20 protein-coding genes and 2 tRNA genes are annotated in these 21253 nt (G+C 70.0%); 12 read left to right on the top strand and 10 right to left on the bottom strand.

From position 1 onward, the window contains the following. Positions 1 to 56: 56 nt before the first annotated feature. From RWH43_RS07860 to pepN, 3 genes are all read right to left on the bottom strand, one after another. Positions 57 to 854, bottom strand: a complete 798-nt coding sequence (locus tag RWH43_RS07860) for an ABC transporter permease (RefSeq protein WP_316001170.1) — start codon at positions 852 to 854, stop codon at positions 57 to 59. After that, positions 851 to 1762: an ABC transporter ATP-binding protein gene (locus tag RWH43_RS07855; RefSeq protein ID WP_144835023.1), complete on the bottom strand. Its 912-nt coding sequence runs from the start codon at positions 1760 to 1762 to the stop codon at positions 851 to 853. The genes RWH43_RS07860 and RWH43_RS07855 overlap by 4 nt, the downstream gene beginning before the upstream one ends. Positions 1763 to 1893: 131 nt before the next feature. After that, the gene (pepN, locus tag RWH43_RS07850; RefSeq protein ID WP_316001169.1) at positions 1894 to 4461 is read right to left on the bottom strand and encodes an aminopeptidase N; all 2568 of its coding nucleotides are present in this window, start codon (positions 4459 to 4461) and stop codon (positions 1894 to 1896) included. A 147-nt stretch (positions 4462 to 4608) separates the two neighbouring features. Here pepN and RWH43_RS07845 point away from each other — a divergent pair, with 147 nt between their 5' ends. The 5 genes from RWH43_RS07845 (at position 4609) to RWH43_RS07825 (ending at position 10467) form a co-directional block, all read left to right on the top strand. Next, positions 4609 to 5796, top strand: a complete 1188-nt coding sequence (locus RWH43_RS07845) for a ferrochelatase (RefSeq protein WP_144835027.1) — start codon at positions 4609 to 4611, stop codon at positions 5794 to 5796. 89 nt (positions 5797 to 5885) lie between these two features. After that, positions 5886 to 6428 carry a ribose-5-phosphate isomerase gene (locus tag RWH43_RS07840; RefSeq protein ID WP_144835029.1) on the top strand — a complete coding sequence of 181 codons (543 nt, stop codon included), beginning with the start codon at positions 5886 to 5888 and terminating at the stop codon, positions 6426 to 6428. Then, entirely contained in the window at positions 6428 to 7420 is a 993-nt protein-coding gene (locus tag RWH43_RS07835) for an Fpg/Nei family DNA glycosylase (protein ID WP_144835031.1), read from the top strand. The genes RWH43_RS07840 and RWH43_RS07835 overlap by 1 nt, the downstream gene beginning before the upstream one ends. Positions 7421 to 8341: 921 nt before the next feature. After that, on the top strand, positions 8342 to 8974 hold the full coding sequence (locus RWH43_RS07830) for an FMN-binding negative transcriptional regulator (protein WP_316001168.1): 633 nt from the start codon (positions 8342 to 8344) through the stop codon (positions 8972 to 8974). Beyond that, positions 8971 to 10467, top strand: coding sequence for an amidohydrolase (locus tag RWH43_RS07825; protein WP_316001167.1), 1497 nt, complete (start codon positions 8971 to 8973; stop codon positions 10465 to 10467). The genes RWH43_RS07830 and RWH43_RS07825 overlap by 4 nt, the downstream gene beginning before the upstream one ends. A 96-nt stretch (positions 10468 to 10563) precedes the next feature. Here RWH43_RS07825 and RWH43_RS07820 read toward each other — a convergent pair whose 3' ends face one another. After that, positions 10564 to 11376 carry a helix-turn-helix domain-containing protein gene (locus tag RWH43_RS07820; RefSeq protein WP_316001166.1) on the bottom strand — a complete coding sequence of 271 codons (813 nt, stop codon included), beginning with the start codon at positions 11374 to 11376 and terminating at the stop codon, positions 10564 to 10566. Between the two features lie 183 nt (positions 11377 to 11559). Here RWH43_RS07820 and RWH43_RS07815 point away from each other — a divergent pair, with 183 nt between their 5' ends. Then, positions 11560 to 13227 carry a hypothetical protein gene (locus tag RWH43_RS07815; RefSeq protein ID WP_230704717.1) on the top strand — a complete coding sequence of 556 codons (1668 nt, stop codon included), beginning with the start codon at positions 11560 to 11562 and terminating at the stop codon, positions 13225 to 13227. Between the two features lie 141 nt (positions 13228 to 13368). Here the strand turns inward: RWH43_RS07815 and RWH43_RS07810 are convergent, their stop codons facing one another. From RWH43_RS07810 to RWH43_RS07790, 5 genes are all read right to left on the bottom strand, one after another. Then, on the bottom strand, positions 13369 to 13854 hold the full coding sequence (locus tag RWH43_RS07810) for a Dps family protein (RefSeq protein WP_154096551.1): 486 nt from the start codon (positions 13852 to 13854) through the stop codon (positions 13369 to 13371). 109 nt (positions 13855 to 13963) lie between these two features. Continuing rightward, positions 13964 to 15172: a signal peptidase I gene (locus RWH43_RS07805; RefSeq protein ID WP_316001165.1), complete on the bottom strand. Its 1209-nt coding sequence runs from the start codon at positions 15170 to 15172 to the stop codon at positions 13964 to 13966. Next, positions 15169 to 15678 (bottom strand): hypothetical protein, encoded by a 510-nt coding sequence (locus tag RWH43_RS07800; RefSeq protein WP_316001164.1) that lies wholly within the window; start codon positions 15676 to 15678, stop codon positions 15169 to 15171. The genes RWH43_RS07805 and RWH43_RS07800 overlap by 4 nt, the downstream gene beginning before the upstream one ends. Beyond that, positions 15675 to 16187: a hypothetical protein gene (locus RWH43_RS07795; RefSeq protein ID WP_144835377.1), complete on the bottom strand. Its 513-nt coding sequence runs from the start codon at positions 16185 to 16187 to the stop codon at positions 15675 to 15677. Before RWH43_RS07795 ends, RWH43_RS07800 begins: the two co-directional genes overlap by 4 nt. A gap of 12 nt (positions 16188 to 16199) precedes the next feature. Further along, positions 16200 to 16796: an alternate-type signal peptide domain-containing protein gene (locus RWH43_RS07790; protein ID WP_316001163.1), complete on the bottom strand. Its 597-nt coding sequence runs from the start codon at positions 16794 to 16796 to the stop codon at positions 16200 to 16202. A gap of 166 nt (positions 16797 to 16962) precedes the next feature. On the opposite strand from RWH43_RS07790, the gene RWH43_RS07785 reads away from it, so the two are divergent. Both RWH43_RS07785 and RWH43_RS07780 read left to right on the top strand, forming a co-directional pair. Next, positions 16963 to 17541 (top strand): gamma carbonic anhydrase family protein, encoded by a 579-nt coding sequence (locus tag RWH43_RS07785; RefSeq protein ID WP_316001162.1) that lies wholly within the window; start codon positions 16963 to 16965, stop codon positions 17539 to 17541. A gap of 10 nt (positions 17542 to 17551) precedes the next feature. After that, positions 17552 to 17920: an A1S_2505 family phage non-structural protein gene (locus RWH43_RS07780; RefSeq protein ID WP_316001161.1), complete on the top strand. Its 369-nt coding sequence runs from the start codon at positions 17552 to 17554 to the stop codon at positions 17918 to 17920. A 7-nt stretch (positions 17921 to 17927) separates the two neighbouring features. Here RWH43_RS07780 and RWH43_RS07775 read toward each other — a convergent pair. Beyond that, a tRNA-Gly gene (locus RWH43_RS07775) sits at positions 17928 to 18001 on the bottom strand. 194 nt (positions 18002 to 18195) lie between these two features. On the opposite strand from RWH43_RS07775, the gene RWH43_RS07770 reads away from it, so the two are divergent. The 4 genes from RWH43_RS07770 (at position 18196) to RWH43_RS07755 (ending at position 21248) form a co-directional block, all read left to right on the top strand. Continuing rightward, positions 18196 to 18269: transfer RNA gene (locus tag RWH43_RS07770), tRNA-Pro, on the top strand. A 72-nt stretch (positions 18270 to 18341) separates the two neighbouring features. Beyond that, positions 18342 to 19868, top strand: a complete 1527-nt coding sequence (gene tig, locus RWH43_RS07765) for a trigger factor (RefSeq protein ID WP_316001160.1) — start codon at positions 18342 to 18344, stop codon at positions 19866 to 19868. Positions 19869 to 20094: 226 nt separating this feature from the next. Next, on the top strand, positions 20095 to 20583 hold the full coding sequence (locus RWH43_RS07760) for a tetratricopeptide repeat protein (protein ID WP_144835367.1): 489 nt from the start codon (positions 20095 to 20097) through the stop codon (positions 20581 to 20583). A gap of 77 nt (positions 20584 to 20660) precedes the next feature. Further along, complete coding sequence (locus RWH43_RS07755) at positions 20661 to 21248, top strand: ATP-dependent Clp protease proteolytic subunit (RefSeq protein ID WP_174799692.1); 588 nt, start codon at positions 20661 to 20663, stop codon at positions 21246 to 21248. The last annotated feature ends 5 nt before the right edge of the window (positions 21249 to 21253 follow it).

Genomic DNA, 21253 nt, shown 5'->3' with positions numbered 1-21253 from the left:
AGACTAACGACGGATGCCTCGGCGCCACCTGAGCGCCGAGGCATCCGCCGGGGGTGTCACGCGTCGCGCGAGCGCAGCGCCACCCAGCCGAGCAGCAGCGGGCCGACGACCCACCCGGCCATCGTGAGAGCAGGTTCGAGCAGGTTCTCGGCCCCGGGGGAGGTCAGCTCGGCCGCCGCGTTGACGGGCAGGTACTTCGCCGACTCGAGCACCCACATCCAGTCGGGACCCGCGATCGAGAACAGGCTCAGCATGATCGGCAGCACGAACAGCACGCCCACGGTCGCCGCGATCGCGCCGGCGCCGCTGCGGATGAGGAAGCCGAAGCCGACACCCAGCAGGCTGAAAGACGCCATCGAGACCACACCCAGTGCGAGCGGCACGAGGGAGTCGGCCGGGCTCGCCCAGTCGATGCCCGTGCTCGTCAAGGGCGCGGTGACGACGATCGCGACGGCATAGGTGACCACGGTCGTCGCGGCCATCGTGAGCGCCACGACGCAGGCCTTGGCCAGCAGCACGGCGCCGCGACGCGGCTCGGCGGTCAGGGTCGAGCGGATCATGCCGGTCGAGTACTCGCCGGTCACCACGATCGCGCCGAGAATGCCGGCGACCAGCATCGTGAACTGCGTGGGCGCGAGGATCACGTTCGTCGGCGCCATGCCGCCGCCCATGCCGCTGGTCGCGACGGCGATCAGCAGCGAGATGCCGACCGACAGCGCGGCCGTCACCCCGAGCGACCACCAGGTCGAGCGGAGGGTGAGGATCTTGATCGCCTCGCTGCGCAGCAGGTGCGCGAAGCTCAGGCGGTGGGCGGATGCCGCGCGGCGAACCGGCGCGGAGGCGAGGGCGGTCATGCCAGCTCCTTGGTCTTGTACTCGACGGAGTCGTCGGTGAGGGCGAGGTAGGCGTCTTCGAGCGAGCCGACGCGAGGCGTCAGTTCGTGCAGCGGGATGCCGTGGGCGGCGGCGATGTCGCCGACCGTCTGCGGGGTGATGCCGGTGATCTGGACCGCGCCCGGCTCGACCGCCGAGATCGTGGCATCCGGCATCTTCAACGCCGCCACCAGGTCGTCGAGGCGGGGCGAACGCACGAGCAGCGTGGTCGTCGTCCAGGTGCGCACGAGCTCCTGCAGCGGAGCGTCGGCGAGCACGCGGCCGCGTCCCAGCACGATGACGTGGTCGGCGGTCTGCGACATCTCGCTCATGAGGTGGCTCGACAGCAGCACGGTGCGACCCTCGGCGGCGAGGTGCCGCACGAACTGGCGCACCCAGCGCACGCCCTCGGGGTCGAGGCCGTTGACGGGCTCGTCGAGGATCAGCGTGTGCGGGTCGCCGAGCAGGGCGGCCGCGATGCCGAGGCGCTGGCCCATGCCGAGCGAGAAGCCGCCCGCACGCTTGCCGGCGACCGAGGCGATGCCCGTGAGCTCGATGACCTCGTCGACCCGCTCACGGCCGATGCCGTGCGTGGCGGCCATGGCGCGCAGGTGGTTGCGGGCCGAGCGGCCCGTGTGGATCGCCTTGGCGTCGAGGAGGACACCGACTTCGGTCAGCGGGGAGCGCAGGCTGCGGTAGTCCTGGCCCGCGACCGTGACGCGTCCCGACGTGGGGCGGTCGAGGCCGACGATCATGCGCATCGTCGTCGACTTGCCCGCGCCGTTCGGACCGAGGAAGCCGGTGACCCGCCCCGGAGGCACCGTGAACGAGACGCCGTCGACGGCGGTCTTGTCGCCGTAACGCTTGGTGAGGTTGTCTGCAACGATCATGGTTCCACGTTAGGAACGACCACCCCGTCGCCGCGTCCGCCGTGGGGATGATCGTGCGCGACGAGAGGATGACCCGCAGACGACGGATGCCCCCTCCCGAGGGGAGGGGGCATCCGATCAGGCGTGGCGCATTACTGCGCGTCGCGCTCCTGCACGGCCAGCGCACGCTCGACACCGGCGAGGTTCTCGCCGACGAGGCGACGCAGCGCGGGGGCGGCGTCGGCGTTCTGCGACAGCCACTGACGCGTCGCGTCGCGCAGCGCCTTGTTCGCCAGGGCGGCGGGGTACAGGCCCACGATCAGGTACTGCGCGATCTGGTAGCTGCGCGACTCCCAGATGGGCAGCAGCATCGCGAAGTACGGCTCGACGAAGTCGGCCAGCACACCGACGGTGGTGGGGTTGGTGAACCCGGCGGCCGTCGATCGCACGATCGTGTTCGGCGCGTCGGCGCTGTCGATCAGCGACGACCAGGCCTCCTGCTTCGCCTCGTGCGAGGGCAGCGACGCCTTGGCCATGGCCGCGAACTCCCCGCCCTTGGCGGTGTTGTCCGCTGCGCGCGCCTCGTCGATGTCGGCGGCGGTGACCACGCCCGCCGAAGCGAGCGAGACCAGCAGCTGCCACGACAGGTCGGTGTCGATCTCGAGGCCGTCGAGCGAGGTCGACCCGTCGCGCAGGGCCTTGACCGTCTCGGCGTGGGCCGGGGTGGAGGCCGCCGACGCGAACGCGGTGACGAACTGCAGCTGGCTGTCGCTGCCGGCCTCGGCCTTCTGCGCGAGCTCCCACAGGCCGTCGGCGACGCGCTCGCGCGCGGCGTCGCGGGTCGCGGGGGCCACGTACGAGTTCGCGGCGAGCTGCAGCTGGCCCAGCGTCGTGCGCACCGTGGTCGACTCGGTCTCGGAACCGATGTTCTGCAGCACCAGGTCGAGGTAGTCGGTGGCCGAGGCCTCGGCATCCCGCGTCTGGTCCCACGCCGCACCCCACACCAGCGAACGCGCGAGCGGGTCGGAGATGTCCTTCAGGTGCGCGATGGCGGTGGCCAGCGAGCGCTCGTCGAGACGGATCTTCGCGTAGGCGAGGTCGTCGTCGTTGAGCAGCACGAGGTCGGGACGACGGATGCCGCGGAGCTCGGCGACCTCGGTGCGATCGCCGTCGACGTCGAGCTCGACGCGGTGCACGCGCTCGAGGGCTCCCGCATCGTTCAGCGAGTAGAAGCCGACGCCGAGGCGGTGCGGACGGATCGTCGGGTAGTCGCTGGGCGCGGTCTGCACGATCGCGAACCTCGTGATGACGGTTCCTGAGCCTGTCGAAGGGTCGCCGGACTCTTCGATGAGCGGGGTGAGGGTGTTGACGCCCGCGGTCTCGAGCCACTTCTTGGCCCAGTCGCCCAGGTCGCGACCGCTCGTGGTCTCGAGCTCGGTGAGCAGGTCGCCCACCTCGGTGTTCGACCACTGGTGCTTCTGGAAGTACGCCGCGACGCCCGCGAAGAACTGCTCGATGCCCACCCAGGCGGCGAGCTGCTTGAGCACCGACCCGCCCTTGGCGTAGGTGATGCCGTCGAAGTTCACCTGCACGTCTTCGAGGTCGTTGATCTCGGCGACGACCGGGTGGGTCGAGGGGAGCTGGTCCTGGCGATACGCCCAGGTCTTCTCCATCGCGTTGAAGGTCGTCCAGGCGGCCTCCCACTCGGTGGCCTCGGCGGTGGCGATCGTGGACGCCCACTCGGCGAACGACTCGTTCAGCCAGAGGTCGTTCCACCACTTCATGGTGACCAGGTCGCCGAACCACATGTGCGCGAGCTCGTGCAGGATCGTCACGACGCGACGTTCCTTCACGGCATCCGTCACCTTGCTGCGGAAGACGTAGGTCTCGGTGAAGGTGACGGCCCCCGCGTTCTCCATGGCGCCGGCGTTGAACTCCGGCACGAAGAGCTGGTCGTACTTGGCGAACGGGTAGGGGAAGCCGAACTTCTCCTCGAAGTACGCGAAGCCCTGACGGGTCTTGTCGAAGACGTAGTCGGCGTCGAGGTACTGCCACAGGCTCTTGCGGGCGAACACGCCGAGGGGGATGACGCGGCCGTCGGCGCTCGTGAGCTCGCTGTAGGTGGCCTCGTAGGGACCGGCGACGAGAGCGGTGATGTACGACGAGATGCGCGGGGTGGCGGGGAAGTCCCAGCGGGCGGTGTCGTCGGAGACGGCGAGCGGCTCGGGGGTGGGGGAGTTGGAGACGATCTTCCAGCGCGCGGGCGCGGTCACCGAGAAGGTGAACGCGGCCTTGAGGTCGGGCTGCTCGAACACCGTGTACATGCGGCGCGAGTCGGGCACCTCGAACTGCGAGTAGAGGTACACCTCGCCGTCGACGGGGTCGACGAAGCGGTGCAGGCCCTCGCCGGTGTTGGTGTACTCGCAGTCGGCCTGGACGATCAGCTCGTTCTCGGCGGCGAGGCCCTCGAGCGCGATGCGCGAGTCGGCAAACACCTCGGACGGCTCGAGCGAGCGGCCGTTCAGCGTCACCGAGTGCACGGTACGGGCGATCAGGTCGATGAAGGTCGACGCGCCCTCGGTGGCGGCGAAGGTCACGACGGTGCGCGAGGAGAAGATCTCGTCGCCACGCGTGAGGTCGAGCTGCACGTGGTACTCGTGCGTGTCGACGATCGCGCGGCGCTCCTGCGCTTCGATGCGGGTCAGGTTCTCTCCTGGCACTGGCGTTCTCCCGGGGATCTGGGTGGATTGCGGACGACGCCATGGGCGTCACGACCGTCGACGCTGTTGGCGCCGACGACAACCGTATAAGCCTAGTAGCGAGATACCTCGCGTCCGGGCTCTTCATGCAGGTGCGAGGATGTGATCGTGAGCACGACCGACACGGACACCACCCCCGAGACCGTCCTCTATGCGTCTCCCGCCGCGGCATCCGGACCCAAGTGGGTCGAGACGCCCGTGGCGTACGACGGCATCCTCCTCGCCGGCTTCGGCGGGCCCGAGGGCCAAGACGACGTCATCCCCTTCCTGCGCAACGTCACCCGCGGACGCGGCATCCCCGATGAGCGCCTCGAAGAGGTCGCCCACCACTATCGCCACTTCGACGGCATCAGCCCGATCAACGCGCAGAACCGCGCGCTGAAGGCGGCGCTCGAAGCCGAGATCGAGCGGCGCGGACTGGGTCTCCCGGTCTACTGGGGCAACCGCAACTGGGGCCCCTACCTCGAAGAGGCCGTCACCGAGGCCGCCGGGTCCGGGCACACCACTCTGCTGGCCATCGCCACGAGCGCCTACAGCTCGTTCTCGAGCTGCCGCCAGTACCGCGAGGACTACGCCCGCGTGCTCGAGTCGACGGGCCTCGGCGAGACCGTGACCATCGACAAGGTGCGCCAGTTCTTCGACCACCCCGGCTTCGTCGACACGTTCGTCCGCGGAGTGAAAGACGCCGTGTCCGGCTTCGTCGCCGAGGGCATCGCGCCCGATAACATCCGCGTGCTCTTCTCCACGCACTCGATCCCGATGGCGGATGCCGAGCGCTCGGGCCCCCGTGATGGTGGGTTCGGCGAGGGCGGTGCCTACGAGGCGCAGCACAAGGCCGTCGCCGAGGTCGTCATGGCCGAGGTGGCGGATGCCGTGGCCACCGTCGAATGGGAGCTCGTCTACCAGTCGCGTTCGGGCCCGCCCACCCAGCCGTGGCTCGAGCCCGACGTCAACGACGTCATCGCCGAGCTGCCCGGCCGCGGCGTCGAAGCCGTCGCGATCGTGCCCCTCGGTTTCGTCAGCGACCACATGGAGGTGCTCTGGGACCTCGATACCGAGGCCATGGAGGCCGCGGAAGAGGCCGGCATCAAGGCCGTGCGCACCCCGACCCCCGGTGTCGACCCCGCGTACGTCTCGGGTCTGATCGACCTCGTCGAGGAGCGCCTCAAGGGCACCCCGAGGGCTGAGCGCCCGCACGTCACCGACCTCGGTCCCTGGTACGACGTGTGCCGCCCCGGCTGCTGCGAGAACATCCGCGCCGGGTTCAAGCCCGTGGCCGCGGGCATCCGCCCCTGACCACGCTCGACGCCGCCCGTCCCTTCCGAGGGGCGGGCGGCGTCGTCATGTCCGCCCTCGCTGTCCGCGGCTCTCAATAGGATTGGCCCATGCGCATCCACATCGGCACCGATCACGCCGGTCTCGAGTTCTCCACCCAGATCCAGCACCACCTCGCCTCGCAGGGGCACGAGGTCGTCGACCACGGGCCGATCGAGTACGACGCCCTCGACGACTACCCGGCCTTCTGCATCCGCGCGGCCCAGGCGGTCGTGCGCGACCAGGCGGCCGGCGTCGACGCCCTGGGCGTGGTGTTCGGCGGATCGGGCAACGGCGAGCAGATCGCCGCGAACAAGGTGCTCGGCGTGCGCGCTGCGCTCGTGTGGAACATCTCCACGGCCGAGCTCGCCCGCGAGCACAACGACGCCAACGTCATCTCGATCGGTGCGCGTCAGCACACGTTCGACGAGGCCGCGTCGTTCATCGACCGCTTCATCGCGACCCCCTTCTCAGGCGAGGAGCGTCACGCCCGTCGCATCGGCCAGCTGGCGGCGTTCGAGCAGGACGGGGTGCTGCTGCCCGACCCGCGCGCCGGCGAGAAGCCGAACACGATGACCGACGCCAGCGACTCGTTCGACCCCGAGGCAGGCTGATGCCCGAAGGGCATTCCGTCCACCGCATCGCGCGGCAGTTCGACCGCAACATCGTTGGGCGCACGGTCGCGGCATCCAGCCCCCAGGGGCGCTTCGCCGAAGGCGCGTCGGTCATCGACGGCCGCGAGGCGGTCGAGGTGCGTGCCGTGGCGAAGCAGATGTTCCTCCGTTTCGACGGCGACGTCTGGTTGCGGGTGCACCTCGGCATGTACGGCGCGTGGGACTTCTCGGGCGACGTGGTCGTCGATGCGACCATCGCCTCGGCCAATGGCCGCATGGGGCAGACGAACCAGCGCGGCACCGTGCTCGATGACGAGCCGATCCTGGATGCCGCGGGCGAGAACTCCCTGACCTCGATCGGCGCCCCGCGGCGCGCCCGCGTGCGCATGTCGGAGCAGACGACGGGGCTCGAGGAGCAGAACGAGTGGCCTCCGCCGGTGGTCGGGCAGGTGCGCCTGCGTCTGCTCACCGACACCACCTGTGCCGACCTGCGCGGGCCTACGGCGTGCGTGCTGCAGACCCCCGACGAGGTGCAGGCGACCATCGCCAAGCTCGGGCCCGACCCCCTCGTCGACGACCTCGCCGAGGGTGAGGAACGCTTCACCGCGACGGTGCGCAAGAAGCCCACGCCGATTGGCCTGCTGCTCATGGATCAGGCCGTCGTGAGCGGGATCGGCAACGTGTACCGCGCTGAACTGCTGTTCCGCGCGCGGCAGAACCCGCACACCCCGGGGCGCGACGTGCCCGAGGAGGTCGTACGCGGCATCTGGCGCGACTGGGCGACACTGCTGCCGATCGGCGTCGAGACCGGTCAGATGATGACGATGGACGGGCTCGACCCCGCCGCCTACCGGCGCGCGATGGCGCGCCGCGCCGACCGGCACTGGGTCTACCACCGCGAGGGGCTGCCCTGCCGCGTGTGCGGAACGGCGATCGTGATGGAGGAGGCAGCCGGGCGCAAGCTCTACTGGTGCCCGAAGTGCCAGGCGTGATGAGCGGTCGGGCGGGTGGCTGAGCCTGTCGAAGCCACCGGCGTCGCGTGGGTTGTGGTCGGGTAGGTGGCCGAGCCTGTCGAAGCCACCGGCGTCGCGTGGGTTGTGGTCGGGTAGGTGGCTGAGCCTGTCGAAGCCATCGGGCGTCGCGTGGGTTGTGGTCGGGTAGGTGGCTGAGCCTGTCGAAGCCATCGGGCGTCGCGGGGGTTGTGGTCGGGTAGGTGGCTGAGCCTGTCGAAGCCATCGGGCGTCGCGTGGGTTGTGGTCGGGTAGGTGGCTGAGCCTGTCGAAGCCATCGGCGTCGCGGGGGTTGTGGTCGGGTAGGTGGCTGAGCCTGTCGAAGCCACCGGCGTCGCGTGGGTTGTGGTCGGGTAGGTGGCTGAGCCTGTCGAAGCCACCGGGCGTCTCATGGGTTCCGGTCCCTTCGACAGGCTCAGGGACCTGGGTGGGCGACTGGGCGTGAGGTGGCTGAACCTGTCGAAGCCACCGGCCTCGCGCGGGTTCCGGTCCCTTCGGCAGGCTCAGGGACCTGGGTGCGTGCGCGGGTTCCGGTCCCTTCGACAAGCTCAGGGACCTGGATGCGTGCGCGGGTTCCGGTCCCTTCGACAAGCTCAGGGACCTGGGTGCGTGCGCGGGTTCCGGTCCCTTCGACAAGCTCAGGGACCTGGGTGCGTGCGCGGGTTGCGGTCCCTTCGACAAGCTCAGGGACCTGGGTGCGTGCGCGGGTTCCGGTCCCTTCGACAAGCTCAGGGACCTGGGTGGGCGACTGGGCGTGAGGTGGCTGAGCCTGTCGAAGCCACCGGCGTCTCATGGGTTGCGGTCCCTTCGACAAGCTCAGGGATCTGGGTGCGTGCGCGGGTTGCGGTCCCTTCGACAGGCTCAGGGACCTGCGGGCCGGTCGCTGGGTTCTAGGCTGATCCGGTGCGTCAGAACCCGAGCTTCGCGATGACCGACGTCGGAGAGATCCGTCGTCTGATCGACCTCAACCCGTGGGTGACCCTCGTCAGCCAGACCGACGACGGCCTCGTCGCCTCGCACTACGCGGTCATGCTCGACGACACCCGCGACGACCTCACGATCGTCGGGCACGTCGGCAAGCCCGATGACGCGATCCTCGGCCTCGGCGAGCGCGACCTGCTCGTCGTCGTGCAGGGCCCGCACGGGTACATCACGCCCCGCTGGTACGGCGACGTGCCCGCCGTGCCCACCTGGAACTTCGTGTCGGCGCACCTCTCCGGCATCCCGGAACTGCTCTCGCCCGACGAGAATCTCCGCGTGCTCGAACGGCTCGTCGACCGCTTCGAAGGCGACGGCGGCGACGCCCGGGGTCTGTACCGCCTGCCGAACGACGCAGCCTTCGTGGAGCGTCTCGAGCGGGGGACCGTCGGGTTCCGCCTCACCCCGACCCGCGTGACGGCGAAGCGCAAGCTCAGCCAGAACAGGACGGCCGAGGTGGTCGAGACCATCATCGCGGGCCTCGCCGACGAAGGGCCGGAACGGGCTCCGCTCGTCACCGAGATGCGCCGCGCCGCCGACGCCCGGGTGCGCCCGTGATCGGCGAGCAGGTCGGATTCGTCCGCGCGGTTCGCGTGGCGGGACCCGGCCGGGAGTTCCTCCCGACGCCCGAGCCCGTTGACCTCGTGCTCGCCGGCGGACTCATCGTCGACATCGCGCCGACGGGCAACCTGCGCCCCACCGGCGCGGTGCTCGACGGCGAGGGCGGCTGGCTGCTGCCCGGGCTGTGGGATCACCACGTGCACGCGCTGCAGTGGGCTCTCGTCGCCGACCGCGTGCCCCTCGGCGAGGTGTCGACCGCCCGCGAGGCGGCCGCGATCATGGCGCTCGCCCCCACCGACGACGAGGGCCGCCGGATCGGGGCGGGCTTTCGTGACGGTCTGTGGCCCGACGCACCCTCCCTCGATCTGCTCGACGGGGTGACGGGAGAGGTGCCGACCTACCTCATCAACGCCGACGTGCACAGCGTGTGGATGAACAGCGCGGCCTTCCGTCGCGAGGGCTTCGAGCCCGCGGCATCCGGAGTCGTCGTCGAAGAGGACGCGTTCGAGATCTCGCGCCGAGTGAACGCCGGAGCACCGGATGCCGCCGACCGGGCCGTCGAGCGCATGGCGCGCGCCGCGGCTGCCCGGGGGATCGTCGGTCTCGTCGACCTCGACATGACGTGGAACGACGAACCGTGGCAGCGCCGCGTCGCCCGCGGATTCGACACGGTGCGCGTGTCGTACGGCACCTACCCGCAAGACCTCGACCGCGCGATCGCCGAGGGGCTGCGCACCGGAGACCCCGTGCGGGGAGCCACGAACGACCTCGTGCGCGTCGGGCCGCTCAAGGCGATCACTGACGGCTCGCTCGGCACTCGCACCGCCGCGTGCGCCCACCACTATCCGGGAGAGGTCGGCAACCACGGCCTGCTGACGGTGCCGCCCGAGCAGCTCGTCGAACTCATGACGCGCGCGACCGCGGCGGGACTCGAGTGCGCGATCCACGCCATCGGCGACCTCGCGAACGCCCACGCCCTCGACGCCTACGCCCGCACCGGAGCGGTGGGCACGATCGAGCACGCCCAGCTCGTGGCGCACGCCGACATCCCGCGCTTCGCCCGTCTGGGCGTCGCCGCGAGCGTGCAGCCCGAGCACGCGCTCGATGATCGGGACATGACGGATGCCATCTGGGCCGAGCAATCCGCCCAGCCCTACCCGCTGCGCGCCCTGGCCGACAGCGGGGCGAATCTGCGGTTCGGCTCCGACGCGCCGGTCGCACCGCTCGATCCCTGGGCAGCCATGGCATCCGCCGTCTTCCGCACCCGCGACGGACGCGAGGCGTGGCAGCCGCACCAGCGGGTCGACATCGACACGGCCATCGCGGCGTCGACCGCGGGCGGATCGACCGCTCCCGCGGAGATTTCACCCGGAGCGCTCGCCGATCTCGTCATCGTGGGCGCCGACCCGCGAACGGCGGACGAGCGGGGCCTGCGAGCGATGCCGGTGCGCGCGACCCTGGTGGCCGGCCGCGTCACGCACGGCGCCTGAGGCCGTCGCCTTCGTCTGACGGGTCGTGAGCCGTCGGCAGGCCCTGCGCACGGCGACGAGACCCGGCCTCTCGGAACGGAAGAGCCGGGCGGGCGATCAGATGCATTGGGGTGGACCGAGTTCGACCCGCACCCCGTCCTTCGTCATGCTCGCAAGTCCGCACACGCGTGCCTCGACGTCGGGCTCGATCATCAGCGGGGTGTACAGCGACTGCAGATCGAATGCCGAGCGCTCTTGTGCGCGCGACGATTCGACGTCGATCGCCGGGTAGATGCGCATCTCGAGTTCTTCCCCGTTGGCGTCGCCGTCGTACCGGGTCACACGGCCCCAGACCGCCATGCAGGTCTTGGAGTACATCATCTGCACCTGCACGGCGCCATCGAGCCGCTGATCGCTCGCGGCGATGACGGCGTCTTCTCGGCACACCGTCTGCATCGGGTCGACTCCGTCGGCGTAGGGAAGGTAGCCCGGTTTGCTCGGGCTCGGCGCTGCTTCCACGGTGATCAGAGGAAGGACGGCGGCGGCCCAGGCGGCGCTGGTCAGCGACACGCAGAGGATCCCGGTGGCGACGACCGCGAGCATCATCCGTCTCCTCGAGACCACCCGCGTCCCGCCGGAGGGGTCGGCGGTCGGCGCGGACGTCGGCGGCGCGGATGCGAGCAACGTTCGCCGACTCACCCAGGGAGCAGGATCCTCGCCGAGCGCTTCGGCGAGAAGCGTGGTCGTCTTCTCGGTGGGGAGTCGCCTGCCGGCCATCGCATCCGACAGCACGCTCTTGGAGATACCCGTCAACGTCGCGAGGGCGACGAGGGTCGGGTTACCCGCGCGCAGGCGTACGGAACGGAGGTCGGCTGCGAAGGTCGCGACGGAGTCGACGGGGGAAGGGGAATCGGGTACGGGGATCTCCATGATCGTCCTTCTGTGATGCGGGGAAGGGGCGACGCGAGCGACGACGGATCGTGGGTGGCCGTTCCGGAGAACATCATGACGCGTCGACCACGCTCCTGATCCGCCGCTCGACGAGTGTGACGGCGGGCTATTCCGACTTCTCCGGATGCGGATCCGGAACGGCCCGGAAAGCCACAGCGGCCATTGGCGTTCCCGACTCCGGGCACCGCGCCGCACCAGCCAACGCGCAGGTGCTCGACCTCGTCCGGAATAGCCGACCGCCGCTCGGGCACCGGAATCCTTCGCCCCGGCCATCCTGGACTCAGCGTCCGCTGGCCTGCGTCACGGCGTACTTACAGCACGGTTGCTTCGAGCAAGGAGACACATATGGAACGACGACCTCGATGGGGGTGGAGTGTCGCGCTCGCGACCTTCGCCATCGGCACCCTTCTCACCGCCCCTGCCGCGCACGCGGACGACGAACAAGTCCCGCCAGAACCTGCGCCGGTCGCGAGCGCACCCGCATCGGCGACGGGCGGCGAACTCGCCGAGACGACATCAGGGGCCGCCCTCGACATCTACACACCGACCGTCGCCGCCGGTTCCCTCGCGCTGTTCGGCGTGACCGGCGCCGAACCGGGACGCGGGCTCACGGCCATCATCGCCACGCAGCCGCAAGGCAACTGCGATTGCCCGTTCGTCGATCACATCTGGCGCGCTGATGCGACCGTTGGAGCAGGCGGCACGGCCGAGTTCAGCGCATCCGTCCCCGCCGACGCGGCGCCGGGCGCCTACTTCGTCTCCGTCGTGAACACAGCGGCCGGTACGCTCAGCGCCCCGCTGCAGATCGTCTCCGCGGTGCAACAGAGCACGATGACCGTATCGCCGGACGCGGTGGAGCCGGGCGGCAGCGTCGCTCTGACCATCCGGGATTTTCCGGGAACGCAGGTGCGTCTGGGGCTGACTGCTCCCGGCGGGGAACCGTGGTGGGAACTCCCGACCGTCGAGCTCGGAAACGGCGCCTACGACGGAACCGTAGTGATCCCGAGCGATGTGCCGGCGGGTGACTGGCAGATTTGGGCGATGATCCCCGACTCGCTCAGCGTGCCCGCGGTCGCGGACCTCACCGTGATCGCCAGTAGCGCTCCAGAGTTGTCCGTCGCGCCCTCGACCGCCGCGCCGGGAGATCTCGTGCGGGTCGCGCTGCGCCACTTCAGCGAGATGGAGCGCATCCGTCTCGTCCTGACCGTCAGCGGCGGGGCACCCTGGTGGTGGGAGCTCGGAACCGTCGAGCTCAAGGACGGCTCCTACGACGGAACGGTCGCAGTGCCTGCCGACGTGCCGCCCGGCGATTTTCAGATGTGGGCAATGGTGCCGGACACCGTCGGCGTTCCGGACATCGCCGACATCACCATCGTCGCGGTTTCGACCCCCACTGTTGCGACTGATTCCTCTCAGGTGCGACCCGGTGGGGGTCTATCGGTCACGGCCACCGGCTTCGCGCCGGGCGAGCAGGTGCGTATCGAACTGCACTCGACGCCGGTCGTTCTCGGCTCGGCGCGAGCGGATGCCACCGGGTCTCTACACGCGACGGTTTCGATCCCGGGCGATGTCGTGGGCGACACGCACGAACTCGTGCTCATCGGGGAGACGTCGGGCCGCTCCGCGCGGACAGCCCTCACGATCGACCGTGCCGGCGCGTCTGCGGTGGAGCGCGCCTCGATGGCCGGCGGCACTGCTCAGCTGGCGGCGACCGGCGCGAGCGACGCCTCGCTGGCGGGTCTGACGGCGTCTGCATTCGTTCTGCTGGCGGGGGGCGTCATCGTCCGTCGGCGACGCTTCGACGAGGCGCTGGCAGACCCCACGGAGTGACGCCGCCCGGATGCTAAGGGGTGAGACGACGTCTGCGCCTCGGCCCCCAGGCGTCTGCGGCGAGACACTGTTCATGTCTGCGCCGCGCGCCCGCACGACGGAGGGGGCGATGCCGAAGCACCGCCCCCTCCGAAATCCGTCTTATGCGGCGAGGTGCGCGAAGAGGAACCAGCGATCCTTGTCGAGGCCGCGCTTGATCTCGATTGCGACGTCCTGGCTCGACATGTCGATCTCGTCGAGGCCCTCGATGGCGGCCTCGATGTCGACCAGTACCGCGTCGATGTCGGCGATCACGGCGCGGATCACGACGTCGGACTGCGCGAAGCCGGCGGGCACCTCGGTGGCCTTGGCCTTGGCGGCGACCGTCGACAGGCGCGAGTCGATGGGAAGACCCAGGGCGACGATGCGCTCGGCGGCCAGGTCGGCCCAGTCCTGCGCGTGCGCCACGACGGTGTCGAGCAGCTCGTGCACGCCGATGAAGTTGGAGCCGCGCACGTGCCAGTGCGCCTGCTTGCCGTTGACGACGAGGGCCTCGAGGCCGATGACGACGGGGGAGAGGAACTGGGCGGTGCCGGAAGCCATCGTCGGGTCGACGGTGGTGGCGGCGGGGGTCTGAACGGTGCTCATATCTGCTCCTTGTCGCAGTGAACGAAGTCTGTGAATGCAACGCTACTCACGCGGGAGCATTCCGCAAGCAAGAGAAGGCTCGGCTAAATCCCTGGTGAAAAGGCAATCCTTACCTTCTCTGCGGGCGTCGTGACTGCACTGTCACCCCGATGCCGATCGCAAGCGTGGCACCGCAGACGGGGAGTGCGAGCGGCGCACCGATTCCCGTCCAGGGCAGCACCCCCGACGGCGGATGGGCGACCGGTGCCTCGGGGGCGGCGACGGCCTGCGTAAGGGTGACCATGGGGAGCACGGTGGCCGAGGCGGAGCGCGAAGCGTTGCCCGCAGCGGCATCCATCCTCAATCCGACGTCGAGGCGGATCGTCTGTCCGGTGGGGATGATCTCGCTGACCCACGACGCCCCCTCGGGCACGGGCGAGGCGGCGACCACGAGCTGGAGCGCAGAGGCCAGCGCCTCATCGGGCACGGTGGCGGAGGCCGGAGCGGCGTCGACGCGCAACGAAACACGGGCCGGATCGGCGCCGGCGTTGCGCACCCAGAGCGTCGCGTCCGCCGTCTGACCGGGAACGAGCTCGCCGACCCCGCCGAACAGCGCGACCGAGCCGTCGGGCACGAACTGCTCTCCGTCGACGCTCACGAGCAGTCGGTCGGGCGCCGCGGCATCCGTCCCCTCCACCGCCGAGGCGGGGCTCGGTGAGAAGAACGGGGCGCAGACGAGGACCACGATCAACGCGCCGGCAGCCGGACCGGCCGCCGTGGTGCGACGAGCGCGGAGGGCGTCGAAGGCCAGCAAGGCCAAGACGTATCCGACGACGGCGACACCGATGGCAGCGACGACCGCGCCTCGTTGCTGCCCGCCGAAGACGGCGCCCGGATAGCCGAGGTAGGGCATCGCGAGCACGACCGTGCCCCGCAGCTGTTCCGACTGCACCGGGGGATCGTCGGTGTCGTTGGCGTCGCCGCGCGTGACCAGCAGACGTTCGCCTCCGGTGCTGCTGGTCGTGCCCACGACGCGATGGGTCACCACCGCGGGATCGCCGGAGCGGATCTGATAGGTCACCACTTCGCCGACCCGCACCGCGTCGAGGGGAACCGAGCGCACCGCGATGAGGGTTCCGGGCGGCATGCCGGGCTGCATGCTCCCGGTCAGCACGGTGTACGTCTGCGCGCCGAGGATCAGGGGCAGCGCGACCGTGAGCAGGGCGAAGAGCGACACCACGGCGAGCACGACGGTGCCGACGATCGCGCGGGCGCGGGCCCAGCCGCGGTGCGACGGAGCGTCGGGCGGGGTGGTGCGGTGGTCGCGTCGGAGGTTCACGGCTGACACTTCACACCGCCGAGCAATCCGATCTGGAGCAGGCCGGTCACGGCGATCGGGGCGCCGTTGCTCGGCACCGACACCCACGCGCCGTCGGTGAGGGCTTGGACGGTGACGACGGAAGGCGTCGATCCGAGAAGGGTCGTCAGCAGCCCGCCGAGGACGCTCTCGAGCAGACCGGTGTCGACCCTCAGCGAGGCCGCCGTCTGCCTGTCGACGAGGACCGTCGTGGCCCCGGTCGGTGGGTAGGTGAGCGTGACGCGGTACCCCGTCGCTCGGGCGACCGTGTTCCACGACAGGGTGGCGGTGGGTGCGAGGACCGTGCCGCCGGTGGCGCAGCCGATGACGGGCGCCGCGAGGACACCTGCCGTGAGAGCCGGAGCCGCAGCCGTCGCCTCCGTCTCCCAGGCCGCCGACGCGGGGCTGACAGCGGGCGCGGCGAAGACGAGCACCGCCGCAGCCGCTCCGATCCCGAGGCGATGGTGCAGACGATTCCGCGCGATCATTGCGTCACCTGAATGGCCTTCACCGAGACGGACGGGGTCAGCGCGGTGCCTTGGATGTTCGAGGGCGCGTCCGCTTTCAGGGTGACGCGCAGGCACAGGTCGACCGATTGCCCCGGGGCGAATCCGCCGGGCGGGGCGTAGGACGCGCCGGCGGCGATGAGGGTGGAGCTCCCGCACCCTCCCACGTAGAGCTGGGTCGTCAGGCTCGACGACGCGGTCACGGTCGGAGCCAGGCGCCAGCGCAGGGTGGTGCCGGCGGCCCCCGTCTCGGTCACCGTCAAAACGGGCGAGTCCCGCGTCTCACCCGGGAAGAGGGGAACGGCACTCGACCATGCTCCCTGCCACACCGCGGAGATCGCGAAGGCTCCGGATGCCACGGTGCCCGACAACGGCTTCTGCGCCTGCCAGTACGCCTGTGCCGCGGCGGTCCCGGTTCCCAGAACCAGGACCGCCGCGAGCAGCCCCGCCCACCGCAGCCGTCGCGTGACGCCCTCGTCGCGCTTCGACATGGCGGGCGCCGCTCAGCTGGAGGCCTGCGTGAGCGCGAACGAGATGTCGTTAAGGTTGACGCTCGTGGCGACCGCCGTCTGACCAGCCGTGGCCGGCTTGAATGTGATGGTCACCGTCGCGGTCGTCGTGCCGGAGTTCGCCTGCGTGAGACGGAAGGTGTTGTTGCCCGTCGAGGTGCCGTAGTTCGTCGGCATGGTCAGCGCGACGGTGAGGTTCTGCCCCAGGGTGCTGCCGCTCAGGGTCGCGCCGACCTTGGCCTGCAGGTCGGCGACCAGCGTGTCACCCGTCAGAGTCACGGTCAGCGGCTGGGTGAGGGTCAGCACGTCACCGGGGACGATGCGGACGTTGGCGAGGTTGGTCACGGGCGTGACGCCTCCCAGAACCCCCTTCAGCGACCAGGTGCCCGCTCCGAGGCCGAGGTCGAGGTTTCCGGAGTTGATCGGCGTTGCCGTGAGGGCCTGCTCGGTCGACCAGTAGGCATAGGTGCCGCCGCCCCCGAGAAGCAGGGCGGTGCCGGCGGCGATCGCGAGGATCGCTTTGGCCTTCCGATGGCGACGCACGGGTCGCTGTTCGGTCGTGGCGAGGATGGGTTCGGTGATCTGCGACATGACGACTCCTGTGTCGGGTGCGGCTTGTGCCACCGAAGCTAGGAGTTCGGTGTGAGTTCGCTGCTACTGATCCGCGGCAATGCGGTATCCGCCGCCCCGGGCCTGCGTAGCCCGCTCCCGCGGTGCGTAGCCCCTCAGTAGGCAGTCCGCGGGCTAGCCTCGGCGCATGCCGATCGATCCGCTCGCCTCCGTCCTCGCCCTCCCCGGCGCCGCCCCGGTCATCGACGAGACCGCGTTCGTGGCATCCGGAGCCCGTGTCGTGGGCGAGGTGCACCTCGCCGCGGGAGCGAGCGTCTGGTACAACGCCGTGCTCCGCGGCGACAGCGCCGCCATCACGATCGGTGCGCGCAGCAACCTGCAGGACAACGTGTCGGTGCACGTCGACGCGGGCCGCCCGGTCACCATCGGCGCCGACGTCTCGGTGGGGCACAACGCCGTCGTGCACGGCTGCACGATCGGCGACGGCTCGCTCATCGGCATGGGCAGCGTCGTGCTGTCGGGTGCCGACATCGGCCCCGGATGCCTCATCGCCGGGGGAGCGGTCGTGCTCGAGGGCACCGTCGTGCCCGAGGGCTCGCTGGTCGCCGGCGTCCCCGCGAAGGTGCGCCGCGCGCTCACGCCCGACGAGCGGGCGAAGATCCTCCGCAACGCGCAGACCTACCTCGCGCACGTCGAGCGTCACCGTTCGGCGGAGCAGATCCCGGATGCCGCAACCCCGGCTGACGGCGAGACATCGGGCGCGTAACCTCGCGCGCATGCACATCACCTCTCTCTCCCCGAACGAGGTCTTCGTCTTCGGCTCGAACGCTTCGGGCGCGCACGGCGGGGGAGCGGCGCGCTTCGCGATGGACCGCTTCGGCGCGATCTGGGGTCAGAGCGAAGGCCTGCAGGGGCAGTCGTACGGGATCGACACCATGTCGGGGCTCGGTGTCTTCGAGGAGCAGGCGCGGCGCTTCATCGGCTTCGCCGCCGCGCACGACGACTTGCGCTTCCTCGTGACGGAGGTGGGCTGCGGGATCGCCGGGTACCGGCCGGAGCAGGTCGCGGGCTTCTTCGCGGGAGCGGGCGAGAACGTCGTGCTGCCGGAATCGTTCACGCGCGAGCTCGAAAGCGATGGCGCCTGAGAAGAGGTGGAGGGGCTGACGAGAATCGAACTCGCATCATCTGTTTGGAAGACAGAGGCTTTACCACTAAGCTACAGCCCCGGATTTCCGCGGTTTTCTGACGAACCGGGAAGTCGGACGACACCTACTCTACGACACGCTGAGGCCCCTCGCGAACGCCGGAGAGTCGGCATCCGGCAGGCGTGTCGCGCAAGGGGACCGGCGAAATGGGCGCAGCCAGGCCGATCGACTAGACTTTCAGCGGTCGTTTCGTCGGCGCGTGCCGCGCGCCGCCCCGGGGCGTAGCTCAGCTTGGTAGAGCGCCCGCTTTGGGAGCGGGAGGCCGCAGGTTCAAATCCTGTCGCCCCGACGAACGGCCCCACAGACCACAGGCCCAACCGGCCCCCGCGTGCGCGCGGGCCACACGAGGAGAACGAACCGCATGGTCAACAGCACCGTCGAGAAGCTCAGCCCCACCCGGGTCAAGCTGCACATCACGGTCTCGCCCGACGAGCTCAAGCCGAGCATCGCGCACGCCTACGAGCACATCGCGCGCGACGTGCAGATCCCCGGCTTCCGCAAGGGCAAGGTCCCCGCGCCCATCATCGATCAGCGCATGGGCCGCGGCGCCGTCATCGAGCACGCCGTCAACGAGGGGCTCGACGGGTTCTACCGCGAGGCCGTCGAGGCCAATGACCTCCGCGTCATCGGTCGCCCGAACGCCGAGATCGTCGAGCTCCCCGAGCTCAAGGACTTCTCCGGCGACCTGATCGTCGACGTCGAGGTCGACGTGCGCCCCGAGTTCGACCTGCCGGCCTACGACACCATCACGGTGACCGTCGACGCCGCTGAGGCCGACGAGGCCGGAATCGACGCCGAGCTCGACCGCCTGCGCGCGCGCTTCGGCACGCTCGTCACGGTCGACCGCCCCGCCAAGACGGGTGACTTCGTCGAGCTCGACCTGGTCGCCAAGATCGACGGCAACGAGATCGACCGCGCCGAGGGCGTGTCGTACGAGATCGGCTCGGGCGAATTGCTCGAGGGCATCGACGAGGCGATCGAGTCGCTCACCGCCGATGAGGAGACCACCTTCCGCTCGAAGCTCGTCGGTGGCGAGCACGCGGGCGAAGAGGCCGAGGTGGCCGTCAAGATCACCGCCGTCAAGGAGCGCGAGCTGCCCGACGCCGACGACGACTTCGCCCAGATGGCGTCGGAGTTCGACACGATCGCCGAGCTGCGCGAGTCGCTCAGCGAGCGCGTGTCGCAGCAGGCCGTCTTCACGCAGGGTTCCGCCGCGCGCGACAAGTTCATCGACGCCCTCCTCGAGGCCGTCGAGATCCCCGTGCCGCCGCAGCTCATCGAAGACGAGGTGCACACCCACCTCGAGGGCGAGAACCGCCTCGAAGACGACGTGCACCGCGCCGAGGTCACCGAGGCGAGCGAGAAGCAGTTCCGCACGCAGATGGTGCTCGACAAGATCGCCGAAGACGCCAACGTGCAGGTGTCGCAGGACGAGCTGACCCAGTACCTCATCCAGTCGGCCGCGCAGTACAACATGGCGCCGCAGGACTTCGTCAACGCGCTGCAGCAGGGCAACCAGCTGCCCGCACTCGTCGGTGAGGTCGCCCGCAACAAGGCCCTCGCCATCGCGCTCGGCAAGGTCACCGTCGTCGACACCGACGGCAAGCCCGTCGACCTGACCGGCTTCGTGGCCGTCGAGGGCGAAGAGCCCGCCGAGGGTGACGACGCCGCCGACGAGGCTCCCGCCGACGAGGCTCCCGCCGACGAGGCCGCCGCTGAGGAGGCTCCCGCGAAGGCTCCCGCCAAGAAGCGCGCCCCCGCGAAGAAGAAGGCGGCTGCCGACGAGGCTCCCGCCGACGAGGCCGCGGCTGACGAGGCTCCCGCGAAGGCTCCCGCCACGAAGCGCGCCCCGGCCAAGAAGAAGGCCGACGCCGCTGACAGCGAGTAAGTCATGACGGAGGGGGCGGATGCCACGGCATCCGCCCCTTCTTCGTTCCCGGATGCCGTCGAGCGGCCTCGGCGCGCCGTTCGGCGCATCGCTCGCGCGGTGTGTCTCGGGCGCGCGGCGTGCCGGACATCAACCCCCGTCGAGTATCCAGGACACGCCGCACGGCCCGACGGTCAGCGGCGTGTCCTGGGCATTCGACACGCCTGACGACAAATGGATGCGACACATGAACGACTGGCAGAACAGAGTGGATGCCGTCTGGGCAGACGAGGCGCTGAGCCCTGACGACGTGGTGACCCGGATCGACGAGCTCGCCGCCGAGCGACCGGCCGATGACGCCGTGGCGCTGTTCGAGCGCGCCGGAGCGCGCGACTCGGCCGGGATCGAGGGAGAGGCCGAGGTGCTGTACCGCCGCGCTCTCGAGATCGGCCTCGACGACGAGCGCCGCACGCGCGCCACGATCCAGCTGGCGAGCACGATCCGCAACCTCGGCAAGACCGAGGAGTCGCTCGCGATGCTGCAGGCCGAATACGAGCGCGAACCCCGCGGTCCGTTGCACGACGCGGCCGCCGCCTTCTACGCCCTGGCGCTGGTGTCGAGCGGAGCGCCCGAGCGGGCGGCATCCATCGCCCTTCAGGCCCTCGCACCGCACCTGCCCCGCTATACCCGGTCGGTAACCGGATACGCGCGAGAAATCGCCGGAACACCGCGCTGATCCGCCCGCGGCGAACACGGCATCCGGTGTCGGAGGCCCCCGGTAGATTCATTGCAGATCACGGAAGAGGAGCACACATGCCCGAACCCCTTATGGCAACGAGCGTCTTCGACAGACTGCTCAAGGACCGCATCATCTGGCTCGGTTCCGAGGTGCGCGACGACAACGCCAACGAGATCTGCGCCAAGATCCTGCTGCTTGCCGCAGAAGACCCGCAGAAGGACATCTACCTCTACATCAACTCGCCCGGTGGCTCGATCACGGCCGGCATGGCGATCTACGACACGATGCAGTTCGTGCCGAACGACATCGTCACCGTCGGTATCGGCATGGCGGCGTCGATGGGCCAGCTGCTGCTGACCAGCGGCACCAAGGGCAAGCGCTACATCACGCCCAACGCCCGCGTGCTTCTGCACCAGCCGCACGGTGGCTTCGGCGGAACCTCGAGCGACATCCAGACGCAGGCGCAGCTCATCCTCGACATGAAGCGTCGTCTGGCCGAGATCACCGCGGCCCAGACCGGCAAGAGCGTCGAGCAGATCAACGCCGACGGTGACCGCGACCGCTGGTTCACCGCTCAGGAAGCCCTCGAGTACGGCTTCGTCGACCACATGCGCGAGCACGCCACCGACGTCACCGGCGGCGGCGGAACCGCAGCGGTCTGAGGCGA

This window comes from Microbacterium algihabitans (assembly GCF_032464975.1).
In the GTDB taxonomy this organism is placed as follows: Bacteria; Actinomycetota; Actinomycetes; order Actinomycetales; family Microbacteriaceae; genus Microbacterium; species Microbacterium algihabitans.
The sequence above is the reverse complement of the archived record's forward strand: the minus strand, read 5'-3'. Positions and strand labels throughout refer to the sequence as shown.

What these genes read in the sequence shown, in the direction of transcription:
- RWH43_RS07860 (WP_316001170.1), bottom strand. Translation starts at nt 854, where the DNA reads ATGACCGCCCTCGCCTCCGCGCCGGTTCGCCGCGCGGCATCCGCCCAC.
- RWH43_RS07855 (WP_144835023.1), bottom strand. Translation starts at nt 1,762, where the DNA reads ATGATCGTTGCAGACAACCTCACCAAGCGTTACGGCGACAAGACCGCC.
- RWH43_RS07840 (WP_144835029.1), top strand. Translation starts at nt 5,886, where the DNA reads ATGCGCATCCACATCGGCACCGATCACGCCGGTCTCGAGTTCTCCACC.
- RWH43_RS07835 (WP_144835031.1), top strand. Translation starts at nt 6,428, where the DNA reads ATGCCCGAAGGGCATTCCGTCCACCGCATCGCGCGGCAGTTCGACCGC.
- RWH43_RS07820 (WP_316001166.1), bottom strand. Translation starts at nt 11,376, where the DNA reads ATGGAGATCCCCGTACCCGATTCCCCTTCCCCCGTCGACTCCGTCGCG.
- RWH43_RS07810 (WP_154096551.1), bottom strand. Translation starts at nt 13,854, where the DNA reads ATGAGCACCGTTCAGACCCCCGCCGCCACCACCGTCGACCCGACGATG.
- RWH43_RS07800 (WP_316001164.1), bottom strand. Translation starts at nt 15,678, where the DNA reads ATGATCGCGCGGAATCGTCTGCACCATCGCCTCGGGATCGGAGCGGCT.
- RWH43_RS07795 (WP_144835377.1), bottom strand. Translation starts at nt 16,187, where the DNA reads ATGTCGAAGCGCGACGAGGGCGTCACGCGACGGCTGCGGTGGGCGGGG.
- RWH43_RS07790 (WP_316001163.1), bottom strand. Translation starts at nt 16,796, where the DNA reads ATGTCGCAGATCACCGAACCCATCCTCGCCACGACCGAACAGCGACCC.
- RWH43_RS07785 (WP_316001162.1), top strand. Translation starts at nt 16,963, where the DNA reads ATGCCGATCGATCCGCTCGCCTCCGTCCTCGCCCTCCCCGGCGCCGCC.
- RWH43_RS07780 (WP_316001161.1), top strand. Translation starts at nt 17,552, where the DNA reads ATGCACATCACCTCTCTCTCCCCGAACGAGGTCTTCGTCTTCGGCTCG.
- tig (WP_316001160.1), top strand. Translation starts at nt 18,342, where the DNA reads ATGGTCAACAGCACCGTCGAGAAGCTCAGCCCCACCCGGGTCAAGCTG.
- RWH43_RS07760 (WP_144835367.1), top strand. Translation starts at nt 20,095, where the DNA reads ATGAACGACTGGCAGAACAGAGTGGATGCCGTCTGGGCAGACGAGGCG.
- RWH43_RS07755 (WP_174799692.1), top strand. Translation starts at nt 20,661, where the DNA reads ATGCCCGAACCCCTTATGGCAACGAGCGTCTTCGACAGACTGCTCAAG.